Origin of the sequence: Klebsiella sp. 141203, assembly GCF_032601985.1 — a bacterium.
Taxonomy (GTDB): Bacteria; Pseudomonadota; Gammaproteobacteria; order Enterobacterales; family Enterobacteriaceae; genus Klebsiella; species Klebsiella aerogenes.
This window is the reverse complement of the sequence record NZ_JAQIRL010000005.1, coordinates 56,889-73,297: the sequence shown is the minus strand read 5'-3', so window position 1 is coordinate 73,297 and position 16,409 is coordinate 56,889. Positions and strand designations below refer to the sequence as shown.

Genomic DNA, 16,409 nt, shown 5'->3' with positions numbered 1-16,409 from the left:
AGCTCAGAGGCCGACATCCGGCAGCGTCGGACGAGTCGCCAGCGCCTGTTCAACGATCGCCACCACCTGCTGGCGCGTTTCGCCTTCCAGCGCCAGACGCGGCGGACGGGTGATGGCGCTACCGCGACCCAGCAACTCTTCACACAGCTTGATGCACTGCACCAGATCCGGACGCGCATCGAGATGCAGCAGCGGCATGAACCAGCGGTACAGCGCCATCGCCTCTTCGTAACGCTGCTGGCGCGCCAGGCGGAACAGCGTTTCCCCTTCACGCGGGAAGGCGTTGGACATCCCGGAGATCCAGCCTTCCGCGCCGACGGCGATGCTTTCCACCACCACGTCATCCAGCCCGGCAAACAGCACGAAGCGGTCGCCAACGGTGTTACGCAGGTCGATAAAGCGGCGGGTATCGCCGGAGGAGTCTTTAAAGCAGACGATATTGTCGCAGTCGGTCAGGGTGGCGAGAATGTCCGGCGTCACGTCGTTTTTGTAAATCGGCGGGTTGTTGTAGACCATAATCGGCAGGTCGGTAGCGCTCGCCACGCTGCGGAAGTGGGCCGCGGTTTCATGCGGTTTTGAGGAGTAGACCAGCGCCGGCATCACCATGATCCCGTCGACGCCGACGCGCTCCGCCTCTTTCGCCATTTTCTGGGCAAAGGCGGTGGTGAACTCGGCCACCCCGGCGATGACCGGAATTTTGCCGCCGGCGGCATCCTTCGCCACCTCGATAATCTGCAGTTTTTCATCGGTGCTCAGCGAGGTGTTTTCACCTACGCTGCCGCACACCACCAGCCCGGAAACGCCGTCTTTAACCAGGTTTTTCATCACCGCGTGAGTAGCGTCTAAATCGAGGGAGTAATCGCTACGAAACTGCGTGCTGACCGCCGGGAATACGCCACTCCAGTGAATCGCTTTTTTGCTCATGCTCGGTTCCTTGTCGTCGTTTTGTTAAGTCAAAGTGAATGAATGGTGAATATTCACTGACAGATTGACGTGTCGCGGAACCGGCGGCTTGTCGGTTTTCCCTCAATACGATGACGAAATTAGCACAGTCGACAAAAGTGTGAGCCAGCGTTTATCCGAGCAGCGTGAGGCGAAAATCACGCGGCGTCGAGCCGGTCATGGCCTTGAACTGGCGGCTGAATGCGCTGTGATCGGTATACCCGCACTGCAAGGCGATATCGGTAATCGGCGTATCGCCGGCCAGCAGTTCGGTGGCTTTTTCCAGCCGCACTTTGTGGATCATCTGCCGCGGGGTGAGATGAAAGATCCGCTTGCAGTAGCGTTCGATCTGCGCAATCGACATTCCGCTTAAGGCGGTTAACTCTTCCATGGCGATCGGCCGGTGATAGTGGCGGCGAATATGATCGTCGACGATCGCCAGCCGCTGCCATGCCGGATGGCGGGCGTGGGCCTCCTGCAGATCGTGCGAGATCCCGGCCATGCCGATCACCTGGCCGCTGATATCGCGTAGCGCCAATTTCTGCGTCAGGCACCAGCCGCGCTCGCGGCCATTGTAGAGATGCATTTCCAGCTGATCGCGCAGGGTCACGCCTTCCCGCAACACCCGAAGATCCTGCTCGGTGTAACCCTGGCCCAGCGCGGAAGGAAAGACATCGGCGGAGGTTTTGCCCAGCAGCGAGGAGACGCTTTTGAAACCACAGCGGCGGGCCAGCGTCAGGTTCGCCAGCAGATAGCGCGCCTGGCGATCTTTGATAAAAAAGACCACATTAGGGATGGCATTGAGCAGGGGCGCAATCAGCGCCAGCGCATTCAGCAGCGCCGGCATATTTTCCGGCCGCTGGCGCGCCAGCCCTTCGCAGATCTGGCTTAGCTCATCGACGGCCAGCTCAGGTTGGTTAACCGCGCGCGGCGGCGCCGCATCAGAAACACCGATCATAAGGCCTCCTCATGGTAAGTGACCGAAGGATATTTATTCACTTTTAGTTAACACCACAAGCGTCAAGCGCTGGATTTGCGATCCTGGATCCGCTTTACGCCTTCCCCTGATTTAGCCACTGGCGCAATGGTCACTTTCGGTTTACCACAGCATTAAGCAAATGATTAATAAGAAATAACTATGTGGAATAGAAATATACCGCGCTCAGTACTATGCAGATTTCGTCATTTTCTCTGACGAAAGCGCTCAAGCAGGTCGGGAAAGGTTGCGCCAGCATGATGAAACATGTTGTTAACTTCCGGAGAGCCTGATGACCGCGCCACGCCCCCCTATTACGCTGAGAGCTATTGATTCACACACCGGCGGCGAACCGACCCGCCTGATCGTTGACGGCTTCCCCGATCTCGGCGGCGGTAGCATGGCGGAACGCCGCGACCGCTTCGCCCGCGACTTCGACCATTGGCGTCAGGCGGCCATTCTCGAACCGCGCGGCAATGACGTACTGGTCGGCGCGCTGCTGTGCAAACCGGTCTCGGCAGCGGCTACCGCTGGCGTGATTTTCTTCAACAACGCCGGTTTTCTGAATATGTGCGGCCACGGCACCATCGGGCTTATCGCCTCGCTGGCCTGGCTTGGACGTATCCAACCCGGCGTACATCTGATTGAAACGCCGGTCGGCGACGTAAGCGCTACGTTGCACGACGATGGCAGCGTATCGGTGCAAAACGTCCCGGCCCGCCGCTGGAAAAAACAGATCCGCGTTGAGACCGCGCTGGGTCCCGTCATCGGCGATATTGCCTGGGGCGGTAACTGGTTTTTCCTGATTAACGACCATCCATTCGCCATTACCCCCGAACGTATTCCACAGCTCACCGACTACGCCTGGGCGGTGCGCGAGGGATTGGAGAAGGCGGGGATCCGCGGCGGCGACGGCGGCGTTATCGACCATATCGAGCTGTTCGCCGATGACGATACCGCCGACAGCCGCAGCTTCGTGCTCTGTCCGGGAAAGGCCTGGGATCGCTCGCCATGCGGTACCGGCACCAGCGCCAAGCTGGCCTGTCTGGCGCAGGATGGCAAGCTGCAGCCGGGGGAAATTTGGCGTCAGGCCAGCATCATCGGCAGCCAGTTTACCGCCAGCTACCAGCGTACCGCTGAAGGCATCATCCCAACGATCCGCGGCGAAGCCTGGGTGTGCGGCGATAACCAATTGATCCTCAACCCTGACGATCCCTTCTGCTGGGGGATCGCGCCGTGAAGCAGTGTGATGTCATCGTGATCGGCGCCGGGATCATCGGCGCCGCCTGCGCGTGGCAGCTGGCGAAGCGGGGGCAGAGCGTGACGCTCATCGATAACGGTCAGCCCGGCGCCACGGCGGCCGGTATGGGCCATCTGGTGTGCATGGATGACGACCCCGCCGAGCTTACCTTGTCGGCGTGGTCGCTGGAACGCTGGCGCGCTATCACGCCGCGGATGCCCAACAATTGCGCCTGGCGCGGTTGCGGCACGCTGTGGCTGGCGGAAAGCGAAGAAGAGATGGCCGTGGCTGACGACAAACAGCGGCGGCTGGCTGGCTATCAGGTCCACAGCGAACTCCAGACCCCGCAGCAGATCGCCGGGCGCGAGCCGCTGCTTCGCGGCGGGCTGGCCGGCGGGCTATGGGTGCCAGGCGATGGTATCGTCTACGCGCCGAACGTCGCCCGCTGGCTGATAGCCGATGCCGGAGACCATCTCACCTGCCTGCGCGATAGCGCACAGACGATTGAAGAGCCGCAGGTGCTGCTCGCCAGCGGCCAACGGCTACAGGCGCGGGCGATCGTGGTGGCCTGCGGCCTTGAAGCCAATGTGCTGTTAGCGGAAAACTGGCTGAGACCGAAAAAAGGCCAACTGGCGATTACCGATCGCTACGGGCCGCGGGTGCATCACCAGCTGGTTGAGCTGGGTTACGGCGCCAGCGCCCACGGCGGCGGCACCTCGGTGGCGTTTAATCTTCAGCCGCGACCGACCGGCCAGCTGCTGATTGGCTCTTCGCGTCAGTTTGATAACCGCGAGCGCGAGTTGGATCTGCCCCTGCTGGCGCAGATGCTCGATCGCGCCCGCCATTTCGTACCGGCGCTGGCGACATTGAATATCATCCGCTGCTGGAGCGGCCTGCGCGCCGCCTCGCCGGATGGTAATCCGCTGATCGGCCCACACCCCACCCGCCATGGCGTATGGTTAGCGCTGGGCCATGAAGGGCTTGGCGTCACCACCGCCCCAGGCACGGCAGAACTGCTGGCGGCGCAGATCCTCGATGAACGCAGCCCATTGGCTCCCGACGCCTGGCTCCCGGCTCGTTTAGCTCAACAGGAGGCGATCGCATGAATGCCACGCTCACTATCATCGTTGATGGCGAAGCGCTGACGGTGCCGGAAGGGATCAGCGTGGCGGCGGCGCTGGCGTTGACCGGCGACCCCACCACCCGCCAGGCGGTTAACGGCGACCTCCGCGCGCCGTTTTGCGGCATGGGCGTCTGCCAGGAGTGCCGGGTCACCGTCGATGGCCTACGGGTGCTGGCCTGCCAGACCTTGTGCCGGGCCGATATGCAAATAGAAAGGAGCCGCGATGAACACGCTGCGCTGTGACATTTTAATCCTCGGCGCCGGCCCCGCAGGGATGGCGGCCGCGCTCTCCGCCGCCGCCTGCGATAAACAGGTCATCATCCTCGACGATAACCCCGCCCCTGGCGGGCAAATCTGGCGTGCCGGTCCGCAGGCGACGCTACCCGACCTGGCCCGGCGCTACCGTGACGCCATCGCCGCATCTGCCGCCATCCTGGTGGTGAACGGCGCGCGGCTGATTGCCCGCCCCTCCGCGCACAGCATGCTGTTTGAAACCGCCGACGGCGGCGGCGTGGTTCACTGGCAGAAACTGATCCTCTGCTGCGGCGCGCGCGAGCTGTCGCTGCCCTTTCCCGGCTGGACCTTACCCGGCGTGACCGGCGCGGGCGGCCTGCAGGCGCAAATCAAACAGGGTCTGTCACTGAAGGGTGAAAAAGTGGTGATTGCCGGCAGCGGTCCGCTACTGCTGGCGGTGGCGGATACGGTGAACAAGGCCGGAGGCGAAGTGACGAATATCATTGAGCAAGCGCCGCTCCCGGCGCTGCTGCGCTTCGCCAGCGGGCTGTGGCGCTGGCCGCAGAAGCTGCGCCAGTTAGCGACGCTGGCCCCGAAAGGCTATCTCAGCAACGCGCAGGCGATCCGCGCTCACGGCACAACGCGGCTTGAAGCGATTACGTTACGCCAGCGCGGCGTCGAGCGGACTATCGCCTGCGATCGGCTGGCTATCGGCTACGGGCTGATACCCAATATCGAGACGGCGCTGCTGTTCGGCTGCGCCACGGCGCAGGAGGCGATACAGGTTAACCGCTGGCAGCAGACCAGCATCGCGGATATCTACGCCGCCGGCGAGTGCACCGGTTTCGGCGGCAGCGAGCTGGCGCTGTTGGAGGGCGAAATCGCCGGTTTTGCCGCCGCCGGGGCCAGCCATCAAGCGCAGGCGATTTTTGCCCGTCGCGCCCGCTGGCAGCGCTTCGCCGAAGCAATCAACCGTACCTTCCGGCTGAGGGAGTCCTTGAAAAACGCCGCGACGCCGGAAAGCCTGCTGTGCCGATGCGAAGATGTACGCTGCGGCGACGTTGACGCCGCCGGAGGCTGGCCGCAGGCCAAACTTAGCCTGCGCTGCGGAATGGGCGCCTGTCAGGGGCGCACCTGCGCCGCCAGCGCCCGCTGGTTGTACGGCTGGCCGCTACCGCAGCCAAGAGAACCGCTGGCCCCCGCCCGCGCGGAAACGCTTATTGCCCTCGCCCGGCCGAGCGCCGAGCCTTAACCGCTACTCTTCTTCATCACCGCGCACGGCAGGGACGCCAAGCGCAATAAACTCCTCCAGCAGCGTGGTCAACTGGCGCATCTTCTCCGCCGTAAACTGCGCTTCTATCTGCCGGTAGGCCTCTTCCACCTGCGCCTGGGCGCTCTCATACAGCGCCAGCCCTGCGGGCGTCAGCGACAGGTAGAGCTTGCGCTGATCGTTGACCGGTTTTAAGCGCAGCACTAAACCGTCGCGCTCCATGCGCGTCAGAATCCCGGTCAGACTGGGGCGCAGAATACAAGCACGCCAGGCCAGGTCGTGAAAATCCATCGATGGGTTTTCCGCAAGGATACGCACAATACGCCACTGCTGTTCGGTCAGGTTGTGGCGTTTGACGATCGGCCGGAAATGGGCCATCGCCGCTTCCCGCGCCTGCAGCAGCGCAATGGTTAATGAATCATGCATGGTATCCCCTCAACAACGCTCACCAAAACTTATTAACAATTTAATAATTAGCCCTAATCCTGCCATGTACAACCGGTTTCTGCACCTGAAAAGTACCAGCCGTCATTAAAAATAAATGTATCTATATGATAAATAATAAATAAATAAAAAATATGTAAATATTGTGTTAATCAGATCACAAAACATTCACTTCTATTTGCCAAACCGGCGCGCAAAGAATAAAAGATGATCATTAACATATTAATGAAATTCCTTCGAATCGATAATCAGTACCAGAGGAGTGGTGAATGAAAGGTACCATCTTCGCCGTTGCGCTCAATCATCGCAGCCAGCTCGACGCCTGGCGCGAAGCGTTTCAACAGGCCCCCTACAAGACGCCGCCGAAAACCGCGGTCTGGTTCATCAAACCCCGTAATACCGTGATTGGCGATGGCGAAGCCATTCCCCATCCGCAGGGCGAGACCGTACAAAGCGGCGCGACGGTGGCGCTGATTGTCGGCAAAACCGCGCGTAAAGTGGCGGCGGAAGAGGCGGCGCACTATATCGCCGGCTACGCGCTGGCTAACGACGTTAGCCTGCCGGAAGAGAGTTTTTATCGCCCGGCGATCAAAGCCAAATGCCGCGATGGCTTCTGCCCCATCGGCGCGCTGTCGGCGGTGCGCAACGTCGATAACCTGACCATCATCACCGAAATCAACGGCCGCGAGGCGGATAGCTGGCATACCGGCGATCTGCAGCGTAACGCCGCACAGCTGCTTAGCGCCTTGAGCGAATTCGCCACCCTCAATCCCGGCGACGCGATCCTTATCGGCACACCCCACTCTCGCGTTACGCTGCGCCCCGGCGACCGCGTACGTATTCTCGCCGACGGTTTCCCGGCGCTAGAAAACCCGGTTGTCGCAGAAGGAGAGCTGGCATGAAACAGGCACGCATTGAATGGCAAGGACAGGTACGCGACGTGCTGGTCGATGAACGCGACCAGGTGCGCCTGCCCGATGGCACGGTATTGAAAGAAGGCGAATTCCGCTGGCTGCCGCCCGCCGACGGCACGCTGTTCGCTCTGGGGCTGAATTACGCCGATCACGCCAGCGAGCTGGAGTTTAAACCGCCAACCGAACCTTTGGTGTTCATCAAAGCGCCGAACACCTTTATTGGCCACCAGCAGCAGTCGGTACGCCCGGATAACGTCGAATACATGCACTACGAAGCCGAACTGGTGGTGGTGATCGGGAAAACCGCGCGCCGCGTCAGCGAAGCCGAGGCTATGGATTATGTCGCTGGCTATACCGTGTGCAACGACTACGCGATCCGCGACTATCTGGAAAACTACTACCGCCCGAACCTGCGGGTGAAAAGCCGCGATACCCTGACGCCGATCGGCCCGTGGATCGTCGCCAAAGAGGCGATCCCGGCCCCGCATAATCTGGCCCTGCGCACCTGGGTCAACGGCGAACTGCGCCAGCAGGGCACCACCGCCGATCTGATCTTCAGCATCCCGTTCCTCATCGCTTATTTAAGCGAATTTATGACCCTGCAACCGGGCGACATGATCGCCACCGGCACGCCGAAAGGGCTATCCGATGTGGTGCCGGGCGACGAGGTGATCGTTGAAGTCGAGGGCGTGGGCCGCCTGGTCAACCATATCATCAGCCAGCAAGCGTATGAGGAGACACTGTCATGAAAAAGATTAACCATTGGATCAACGGTAAAAACGTTGCCGGCGCAGACTATTTTCATACCACCAACCCGGCCACCGGCGAGGTACTGGCTGAAGTCGCCTCCGGCGGTGAAGCCGAAATCAACCAGGCGGTAGCGGCGGCGAAAGAGGCCTTCCCGAAGTGGGCTAACCTGCCGATGAAAGAGCGCGCGCGCCTGATGCGCCGCCTGGGGGATCTGATCGATCAGAACGTCCCGGAGATCGCGGCGATGGAAACCGCCGATACCGGCCTGCCGATCCACCAGACCAAAAACGTGCTGATCCCGCGGGCGTCGCATAACTTCGAATTTTTCGCCGAAGTGTGCCAGCAGATGAACGGCAAGACCTATCCGGTCGACGACAAGATGCTTAACTACACCCTCGTGCAGCCGGTTGGCGTCTGCGCACTGGTGTCGCCGTGGAACGTGCCGTTTATGACCGCCACCTGGAAGGTGGCGCCGTGCCTGGCGCTGGGGAATACCGCGGTGCTGAAAATGTCCGAACTGTCGCCGCTGACCGCCGATCGTCTGGGCGAGCTGGCGCTGGAGGCCGGGATCCCGGCAGGCGTGCTCAACGTGGTGCAGGGCTATGGCGCCACCGCTGGCGACGCGCTGGTACGCCATCATGATGTGCGCGCCGTCTCCTTCACCGGCGGCACCGCCACCGGGCGCAACATCATGAAGAACGCCGGCCTGAAAAAGTACTCCATGGAGCTCGGCGGAAAATCGCCGGTGCTGATTTTTGAAGACGCCGATATTGAGCGCGCGCTCGACGCCGCGCTGTTCACTATCTTCTCGATCAACGGCGAACGCTGCACCGCCGGTTCGCGCATTTTCATTCAGCAGAGTATTTATCCGGAGTTCGTCAAGCGCTTCGCCGAGCGCGCCAACCGCCTGCGCGTAGGCGATCCGACCGATCCGAATACCCAGGTCGGCGCGCTGATTAGCAAGCAGCACTGGGAAAAAGTGTCCGGCTACATTCGCCTCGGCATCGAAGAGGGCGCCACCCTGCTGGCCGGCGGCGCGGATAAACCGTCCGACCTGCCGGCGCATCTGAAATCCGGCAACTTCCTGCGCCCGACGGTACTGGCGGATGTCGACAACCGCATGCGCGTCGCCCAGGAAGAGATTTTTGGCCCGGTCGCCTGCCTGCTGCCGTTCAAAGACGAAGCGGAAGGGCTGCGCCTGGCTAACGATGTGGAGTACGGCCTGGCGTCGTACATCTGGACCCAGGACGTCAGCAAAGTGCTGCGTCTGGCGCGCGGTATTGAAGCCGGAATGGTGTTCGTCAACACCCAGAACGTGCGCGACCTGCGTCAGCCGTTCGGCGGCGTGAAGGCCTCCGGCACCGGCCGCGAAGGCGGCGAGTACAGCTTTGAAGTGTTCGCCGAAATGAAAAACGTCTGCATCTCGATGGGCGACCATCCGATCCCGAAATGGGGAGTCTGATATGGGTAAGTTAGCGTTAGCAGCAAAAATCACTCACGTGCCGTCGATGTATCTGTCTGAGCTACCGGGGAAAAACCACGGCTGCCGTCAGGGCGCGATCGACGGACATAAAGAAATTGGCAAGCGCTGCCGTGAAATGGGCGTCGATACCATTATCGTGTTCGACACCCACTGGCTGGTCAACAGCGCCTACCACATCAACTGTGCCGACCATTTCCAGGGCGTCTACACCAGTAACGAACTGCCGCATTTTATTCGCGACATGACCTACGACTACGACGGCAACCCGGAACTGGGTCACCTGATTGCCGACGAGGCCGTCAAGCTTGGCGTACGCGCCAAAGCGCACAATATTCCGAGCCTGAAGCTGGAATACGGCACCCTGGTGCCGATGCGCTACATGAATAGCGATAAGCATTTCAAAGTGGTGTCCATTTCCGCCTTCTGTACCGTTCACGATTTTGCCGACAGCCGCAAGCTGGGCGAGGCCATTCTCAAGGCCATCGACAAATATGACGGCACCGTGGCGGTGCTGGCCAGCGGTTCGCTGTCGCATCGCTTTATCGACGACCAGCGCGCCGAAGAGGGGATGAACAGCTATACCCGCGAGTTTGACCATCAGATGGATGAGCGCGTGGTGAAGCTGTGGCGCGAAGGCAAATTCAAAGAGTTCTGCACCATGCTGCCGGAGTACGCCGACTACTGCTACGGCGAAGGCAACATGCACGACACGGTGATGCTGCTCGGCCTGCTGGGTTGGGATAAATACGACGGCAAGGTGGAGTTTATCACCGAGCTATTCGCCAGTTCCGGTACCGGCCAGGTGAACGCCGTGTTCCCGCTGCCGGCGCAGGCGTAAGGAGGCCATATGCCGCATTTTATCGCCGAGTGTAGCGACAATATCCGCGAACAGGCTGATTTACCGGGCCTGTTCGCCAAAGTCAACGAGGCGCTGGCCGCCACCGGCATCTTTCCGATTGGCGGCATTCGTAGCCGCGCCCACTGGCTCGATACCTGGCAGATGGCCGACGGCAAGCATGATTACGCCTTCGTGCATATGACCCTGAAGATCGGCGCCGGGCGCAGCCTTGAGAGCCGCCAGGAGGTGGGCGAAATGCTTTTCGCGCTGATCAAAGCCCACTTTGCCGCGCTGATGGAGAGCCGCTATCTGGCACTGTCGTTCGCCATGGAAGAGCTCGACCCGACGCTGAACTACAAACAGAACAACGTGCACGCGTTATTTAAATAACGTGCAAATTGCCCGGTGGCGCTGCGCTTACCGGGCCTACAACGGCCATGAATTTGTAGGCCGGATAAGCGAAGCGCCATCCGGCAATACAATGCCACAGGAATCACTATGCTCGATAAACAGACCCGAACCCTGATTGCCCAGCGGCTGAACCAGGCCGAAAAACAGCGTGAACAGATCCGCGCGATCTCGCTGGATTATCCGTCGATCACCATTGAGGACGCCTACGCCGTCCAGCGCGAGTGGGTCGAAATGAAGATCGCCGAAGGCCGCGTGCTCAAAGGTCATAAGATTGGCCTGACCTCTAAAGCGATGCAGGCCAGTTCGCAGATCAGCGAACCGGACTACGGCGCGCTGCTCGACGATATGTTCTTTCACGACGGCAGCGATATTCCCACCGACCGCTTTATCGTGCCGCGTATTGAAGTCGAGCTGGCCTTCGTGCTGGCCAAACCGCTGCGCGGCCCGAACTGCACGCTGTTTGATGTTTACAACGCCACCGACTACGTTATCCCGGCGCTGGAACTTATCGACGCGCGTTGCCACAACATCGACCCGGAAACCCAGCGCCCGCGCAAAGTGTTCGACACCATCTCCGACAACGCCGCCAACGCCGGGGTGATCCTCGGCGGCCGGCCGATTAAACCAGATGAGCTCGACCTGCGCTGGATCTCCGCCCTGCTGTATCGCAACGGCGTGATTGAAGAGACCGGCGTCGCCGCGGGCGTGCTCAATCATCCAGCCAACGGCGTGGCCTGGCTGGCCAACAAACTGGCGCCGTACGATGTCCAGCTCGAGGCCGGGCAAATCATCCTCGGCGGCTCCTTCACCCGCCCGGTCCCGGCGCGCAAGGGCGATACCTTCCACGTCGACTACGGCAACATGGGCGCCATCAGCTGCCGCTTTGTTTGAGGAGAGCAACATGAACAACGCATTTAAAGAGGCGCTCAAGGCCGGGCGTCCGCAAATCGGCCTGTGGCTTGGGCTGTGCAGCAGCTACAGCGCCGAACTGCTGGCCGGCGCGGGCTTCGACTGGCTGCTGATCGACGGCGAACACGCGCCCAACAATGTACAAACGGTGCTGACCCAGCTTCAGGCCATTGCGCCCTACCCCAGCCAGCCGGTGGTGCGTCCGTCGTGGAACGATCCGGTACAAATCAAACAGCTGCTGGATGTCGGCGCGCAAACCCTGCTGGTGCCGATGGTGCAGAATGCCGACGAGGCGCGGCTGGCGGTAAAAGCCACCCGCTACCCGCCTGCCGGCATCCGCGGTGTCGGCAGCGCGTTGGCCCGCGCCTCGCGCTGGAATCGCGTCCCTGATTATATCCACCAGGCCAATGACGCCATGTGCGTACTGGTACAGATTGAGACCCGCGAAGCGCTGAAAAATTTGCCGCAGATCCTCGATGTCGAAGGGGTGGATGGCGTGTTTATCGGCCCGGCGGATCTGAGCGCTGATATGGGCTACGGCGGCAACCCACAACACCCGGAAGTGCAGGCCGCCATTGAAGATGCCATCCAGCAAATCCGTCAGGCCGGTAAGGCGCCGGGGATCCTGATGGCCAATGAACAGCTGGCGAAACGCTATCTTGAACTGGGCGCGCTGTTCGTCGCCGTCGGCGTCGATACCACCCTGCTGGCCCGCGGCGCAGAAGCGCTGGCGGCCCGTTTTACCCACACCGCAACCACCACAACCGATAACAATAAATCCGTCTATTGAACGGATAATGTGGAGCGCAACATGACTACCTCTACCCTGCAACACAATGATAATAAAGCCATTGAAGTAGAAAACCGGGTGATCAAAAAGCTGTTCCGCCGCCTGATTACCTTCCTGTTTGTTCTCTTTGTTTTCTCATTTTTGGATCGAATTAATATCGGCTTCGCCGGCCTGACGATGGGCAAAGATCTCGGGCTGACCTCCACCATGTTCGGCCTGGCGGCGACGCTGTTCTACGTCACCTACGTGCTGTGCGGGATCCCCAGCAATATCATGCTGGCGAAAGTCGGCGCGCGCCGCTGGATTGCCGGGATCATGGTGGTCTGGGGGATCGCCTCGACCTGTACCATGTTCGCCACCAGCCCGCATACGCTATACATCCTGCGCATGCTGGTCGGTATCGCCGAGGCCGGTTTTCTGCCGGGGATCCTCGTCTATCTGACCTGGTGGTTCCCGGCCTACCATCGCGCCCGCGCCAACGCCCTGTTTATGATCGCCATGCCGGTGACCATGATGCTCGGCTCGATACTTTCCGGCTATATTCTGGCGCTCGACGGCCTGTGGAACCTGAAGGGCTGGCAGTGGCTGTTTCTGCTGGAAGGCCTGCCGTCGGTGGTGCTCGGCGTCGTCACCTGGTTCTTCCTCAACGACACGCCGGATAAAGCCAACTGGCTGGATAATGAAGAGAAACAGGCGCTGAAGGCGATGATCGATCGCGAACGGGAACATGCGGCGATCGTCCCGGCTTCGCCGCGTTCCACGCTGCGCGAAGTACTGACGCCAGCGGTGCTGATGTATACCCTCGCCTACTTCTGCCTGACCAATACCCTCAGCGCCATTAATATCTGGACGCCGCAGATCCTGCAGAGCTTCAACACCGGCAGTAGCAACATCATGATTGGCCTGCTGGCGGCGATCCCGCAGTTCTGCACCATTTTCGGCATGATCTGGTGGAGCCGCCGCTCCGACCGGCGCAAAGAGCGCAAGATGCATACCATCCTGCCCTACCTGTTCGCCGCGGCGGGTTGGCTGCTGGCTTCGGCAACGCACCACAGCCTGATCCAACTAATCGGCATTATTATGGCTTCGGTGGGATCTTTTACCGCGATGGCCATTTTCTGGACCACCCCGGATCGGGTGATCAGCCTGCAGTCGCGCGCGGTGGCGCTGGCGGTGATCAACGCCATCGGCAACGTCGGCTCTGCCGTCAGCCCGCTTTTGATCGGCATTTTGCGCGATACCACCGGCAGCTTTAGCTCCGGGCTGTGGTTTGTCGCCGGGCTGCTGATCGTCGGCGCGCTGGTGCTCACCCGCATTCCGATGAGCCTGCGCGAGGACGCCGCCGCCGCGCCGGGCTTAGCGGCGCAAAAAGGCCACTAAGGAGCGGGTATGTGCCAGCATTCAATCGCCAACATCGACATCAATAAAGATTACGACGAGAGTCTGGGCACCGAAGAGGTGCACTATCAGTCGTTTGCCCGCATGGCGGCCTTTTTTGGCCGCGACATGCAGGCGCATCGCCACGACCGTTATTTTCAGATGCACTTTCTTGATACCGGACAGATTGAGCTACAGCTTGATGACCACCGCTATTCGGTGCAGGCGCCGCTGTTTGTGATAACGCCGCCTTCGGTGCCGCACGCCTTTATTACCGAGTCCGATAGCGATGGTCACGTGTTGACGGTGCACGAAGAACTCATCTGGCCGCTGCTGGAGGTGCTTTATCCCGGCACGCGGGAGACCTTCGGCCTGCCGGGGATCTGCCTGTCGCTGGCGGATAAACCTGACGAGCTGGCGGCGCTGGCGCACTACTGGCAGCTGATTCGCCGTGAATCCACCGCCCAGCTGCCGGGGCGCGAGCATACCCTGGCGCTGCTGGCGCAGGCGGTATTTACCCTGCTGCTGCGCAACGCCAGGCTCGACGATCATGCCGCCAGCGGCATGCGCGGCGAGCTGAAATTATTCCAGCGCTTTAACCAGATGATCGACAGCCACTTTCATCAGCACTGGACGGTACCGGATTACGCCAACGAACTGCATCTGACCGAATCGCGGTTGACCGACATCTGCCGCCGCTTCGCCAACCGCCCGCCGAAGCGGCTGATATTCGACCGCCAGCTACGCGAGGCTAAGCGGCTGCTGCTGTTTTCCGATAGCGCGGTCAATGAGATAGCCTGGCAGTTGGGGTTTAAAGATCCCGCTTATTTTGCGCGCTTTTTTAGCCGCCAGGTCGGCTGCTCGCCCAGCAGCTACCGGGCGCAAAAAGTACCGGTGTCGTAATTCCCCGGTGGCGCTGCGCTTGCCGGGGCTACGGTCCATAGGGCCAGTTAGCGCCGCGCCACCCGCCAAAAGCTGCAGAGATCACAAAATTTACTCCCGCCTGAAAAGTACCCGCCGTTGTCGCAAACGTCCCTTCACGACAAGCGCAATAACCGCTTCAATTAAACAACAAAAACAAAACATATATTTAACATTATTATTCCGATAAATACTGAAGAGGCCCCTATGAAACCTGAAGATTTCCGCGCCGACGCGAAGCGCCCGTTAACTGGCGAAGAGTATTTAAAAAGCCTGCAGGATGGCCGCGAAATTTATATCTACGGCGAGCGCGTGAAGGATGTCACTACGCACCCGGCTTTCCGTAATGCCGCGGCTTCTGTCGCTCAGCTGTACGATGCGCTGCACAAACCGGAGATGCAGGATTCCCTGTGCTGGGGCACCGATACCGGTAGCGGCGGCTACACCCATAAATTCTTCCGCGTGGCGAAAAGCGCCGACGACCTGCGCCAGCAGCGCGACGCCATCGCCGAGTGGTCGCGCTTAAGCTACGGCTGGATGGGCCGCACCCCGGACTATAAAGCCGCCTTCGGCTGCGCGCTGGGCGCCAACCCGGCGTTTTACGGCCAGTTCGAGCAGAACGCCCGCAACTGGTACACCCGCATTCAGGAAACCGGCCTGTACTTTAACCACGCTATCGTCAACCCGCCGATCGACCGCCACAAGCCGGCTGATGAAGTGAAGGATGTCTACATCAAGCTGGAAAAAGAGACCGATGCCGGGATCATCGTCAGCGGCGCGAAAGTGGTCGCCACCAACTCGGCGCTGACCCACTACAACATGATCGGTTTCGGCTCCGCACAGGTGATGGGCGAGAACCCGGACTTCGCGCTGATGTTCGTCGCGCCGATGGATGCCGAAGGCGTCAAGCTTATCTCCCGCGCCTCCTATGAAATGGTCGCCGGTGCGACCGGATCCCCGTACGACTATCCGCTTTCCAGCCGTTTCGACGAGAATGACGCGATTCTGGTAATGGATAAAGTGCTGATCCCATGGGAGAACGTGCTGATTTATCGCGACTTTGACCGCTGCCGCCGCTGGACGATGGAAGGGGGTTTCGCCCGCATGTACCCGCTGCAGGCCTGCGTGCGTCTGGCGGTAAAACTGGACTTTATCACTGCCCTGCTGAAGCGTTCTCTGGAATGTACCGGCACCCTCGAATTCCGCGGCGTACAGGCCGACCTCGGAGAAGTGGTGGCGTGGCGCAACATGTTCTGGGCGTTAAGCGATTCCATGTGCTCGGAAGCGACGCCGTGGGTCAACGGCGCATGGCTGCCGGATCACGCCGCGCTGCAGACCTACCGCGTGATGGCGCCGATGGCCTACGCCAAGATCAAGAACATCATCGAGCGTAACGTCACCAGCGGCCTGATTTATCTGCCGTCCAGCGCCCGCGATCTGAACAACCCGCAGATCGACCAGTATCTGGCGAAATACGTGCGCGGCTCCAACGGTATGGATCACGTTGAACGTATCAAGATCCTCAAACTGATGTGGGACGCCATCGGCAGCGAATTCGGCGGCCGTCATGAACTGTATGAAATCAACTACTCCGGTAGCCAGGATGAAATTCGCCTGCAGTGTCTGCGTCAGGCGCAGAGCTCCGGCAATATGGACAAAATGATGGCAATGGTCGACCGCTGCCTGTCCGAGTACGACCAGAACGGCTGGACGGTGCCGCATCTGCACAATAACGCTGATATCAACATGTTGGATAAGCTGCTGAAGTAATTCACAGCGGGAGGTCA

At 60.4% G+C, this 16,409-nt stretch carries 17 protein-coding genes; 14 read left to right on the top strand and 3 right to left on the bottom strand.

Annotation, left to right across the window (positions count from 1 at the left end; all coding sequences use genetic code 11):
* Positions 1 to 3: 3 nt before the first annotated feature.
* The gene (locus tag PGR29_RS19345) at positions 4 to 924 is read right to left on the bottom strand and encodes a dihydrodipicolinate synthase family protein (RefSeq protein ID WP_008807565.1); all 921 of its coding nucleotides are present in this window, start codon (positions 922 to 924) and stop codon (positions 4 to 6) included.
* Positions 925 to 1,075: 151 nt separating this feature from the next.
* On the bottom strand, positions 1,076 to 1,900 hold the full coding sequence (locus PGR29_RS19340; RefSeq protein WP_023288209.1) for an AraC family transcriptional regulator: 825 nt from the start codon (positions 1,898 to 1,900) through the stop codon (positions 1,076 to 1,078).
* 310 nt (positions 1,901 to 2,210) lie between these two features.
* Between PGR29_RS19340 and PGR29_RS19335 the strand changes: the two genes are divergently transcribed.
* The 4 genes from PGR29_RS19335 to PGR29_RS19320 are packed head-to-tail and all read left to right on the top strand — an operon-like array spanning position 2,211 to position 5,767.
* On the top strand, positions 2,211 to 3,158 hold the full coding sequence (locus PGR29_RS19335; protein ID WP_316425144.1) for a 4-hydroxyproline epimerase: 948 nt from the start codon (positions 2,211 to 2,213) through the stop codon (positions 3,156 to 3,158).
* On the top strand, positions 3,155 to 4,264 hold the full coding sequence (locus tag PGR29_RS19330) for an NAD(P)/FAD-dependent oxidoreductase (RefSeq protein WP_316425143.1): 1,110 nt from the start codon (positions 3,155 to 3,157) through the stop codon (positions 4,262 to 4,264). Before PGR29_RS19335 ends, PGR29_RS19330 begins: the two co-directional genes overlap by 4 nt.
* Positions 4,261 to 4,524 carry a (2Fe-2S)-binding protein gene (locus PGR29_RS19325; protein ID WP_316425142.1) on the top strand — a complete coding sequence of 88 codons (264 nt, stop codon included), beginning with the start codon at positions 4,261 to 4,263 and terminating at the stop codon, positions 4,522 to 4,524. Before PGR29_RS19330 ends, PGR29_RS19325 begins: the two co-directional genes overlap by 4 nt.
* A complete protein-coding gene (locus tag PGR29_RS19320) occupies positions 4,505 to 5,767 on the top strand; it encodes an FAD/NAD(P)-binding oxidoreductase (protein ID WP_316425141.1) in 1,263 nt (420 codons plus the stop codon). The genes PGR29_RS19325 and PGR29_RS19320 overlap by 20 nt, the downstream gene beginning before the upstream one ends.
* A 3-nt stretch (positions 5,768 to 5,770) precedes the next feature.
* Here PGR29_RS19320 and hpaR read toward each other — a convergent pair whose 3' ends face one another.
* Positions 5,771 to 6,211, bottom strand: a complete 441-nt coding sequence (hpaR, locus tag PGR29_RS19315; protein ID WP_316425140.1) for a homoprotocatechuate degradation operon regulator HpaR — start codon at positions 6,209 to 6,211, stop codon at positions 5,771 to 5,773.
* Between the two features lie 287 nt (positions 6,212 to 6,498).
* Between hpaR and PGR29_RS19310 the strand changes: the two genes are divergently transcribed.
* From PGR29_RS19310 to hpaB, 10 genes are all read left to right on the top strand, one after another.
* Positions 6,499 to 7,131 carry a fumarylacetoacetate hydrolase family protein gene (locus PGR29_RS19310; protein WP_015704295.1) on the top strand — a complete coding sequence of 211 codons (633 nt, stop codon included), beginning with the start codon at positions 6,499 to 6,501 and terminating at the stop codon, positions 7,129 to 7,131.
* Positions 7,128 to 7,892 (top strand): fumarylacetoacetate hydrolase family protein, encoded by a 765-nt coding sequence (locus PGR29_RS19305; protein ID WP_316425139.1) that lies wholly within the window; start codon positions 7,128 to 7,130, stop codon positions 7,890 to 7,892. Before PGR29_RS19310 ends, PGR29_RS19305 begins: the two co-directional genes overlap by 4 nt.
* A complete protein-coding gene (gene hpaE, locus PGR29_RS19300) occupies positions 7,889 to 9,355 on the top strand; it encodes a 5-carboxymethyl-2-hydroxymuconate semialdehyde dehydrogenase (RefSeq protein ID WP_009485357.1) in 1,467 nt (488 codons plus the stop codon). Before PGR29_RS19305 ends, hpaE begins: the two co-directional genes overlap by 4 nt.
* 1 nt (position 9,356) lies before the next feature.
* Complete coding sequence (gene hpaD / locus PGR29_RS19295) at positions 9,357 to 10,214, top strand: 3,4-dihydroxyphenylacetate 2,3-dioxygenase (RefSeq protein WP_009485358.1); 858 nt, start codon at positions 9,357 to 9,359, stop codon at positions 10,212 to 10,214.
* 9 nt (positions 10,215 to 10,223) lie between these two features.
* On the top strand, positions 10,224 to 10,604 hold the full coding sequence (locus PGR29_RS19290; protein ID WP_015368431.1) for a 5-carboxymethyl-2-hydroxymuconate Delta-isomerase: 381 nt from the start codon (positions 10,224 to 10,226) through the stop codon (positions 10,602 to 10,604).
* A 108-nt stretch (positions 10,605 to 10,712) separates the two neighbouring features.
* Positions 10,713 to 11,516 carry a 2-oxo-hept-4-ene-1,7-dioate hydratase gene (hpaH, locus tag PGR29_RS19285; RefSeq protein WP_002887487.1) on the top strand — a complete coding sequence of 268 codons (804 nt, stop codon included), beginning with the start codon at positions 10,713 to 10,715 and terminating at the stop codon, positions 11,514 to 11,516.
* Between the two features lie 10 nt (positions 11,517 to 11,526).
* Positions 11,527 to 12,324 (top strand): 4-hydroxy-2-oxoheptanedioate aldolase, encoded by a 798-nt coding sequence (gene hpaI, locus PGR29_RS19280; RefSeq protein WP_271031603.1) that lies wholly within the window; start codon positions 11,527 to 11,529, stop codon positions 12,322 to 12,324.
* A 21-nt stretch (positions 12,325 to 12,345) separates the two neighbouring features.
* The gene (gene hpaX, locus PGR29_RS19275; RefSeq protein ID WP_316425137.1) at positions 12,346 to 13,704 is read left to right on the top strand and encodes a 4-hydroxyphenylacetate permease; all 1,359 of its coding nucleotides are present in this window, start codon (positions 12,346 to 12,348) and stop codon (positions 13,702 to 13,704) included.
* A 9-nt stretch (positions 13,705 to 13,713) separates the two neighbouring features.
* Positions 13,714 to 14,604 (top strand): 4-hydroxyphenylacetate catabolism regulatory protein HpaA, encoded by an 891-nt coding sequence (gene hpaA / locus PGR29_RS19270; protein WP_004182836.1) that lies wholly within the window; start codon positions 13,714 to 13,716, stop codon positions 14,602 to 14,604.
* Positions 14,605 to 14,829: 225 nt separating this feature from the next.
* On the top strand, positions 14,830 to 16,392 hold the full coding sequence (hpaB, locus tag PGR29_RS19265; protein ID WP_002887473.1) for a 4-hydroxyphenylacetate 3-monooxygenase, oxygenase component: 1,563 nt from the start codon (positions 14,830 to 14,832) through the stop codon (positions 16,390 to 16,392).
* The last annotated feature ends 17 nt before the right edge of the window (positions 16,393 to 16,409 follow it).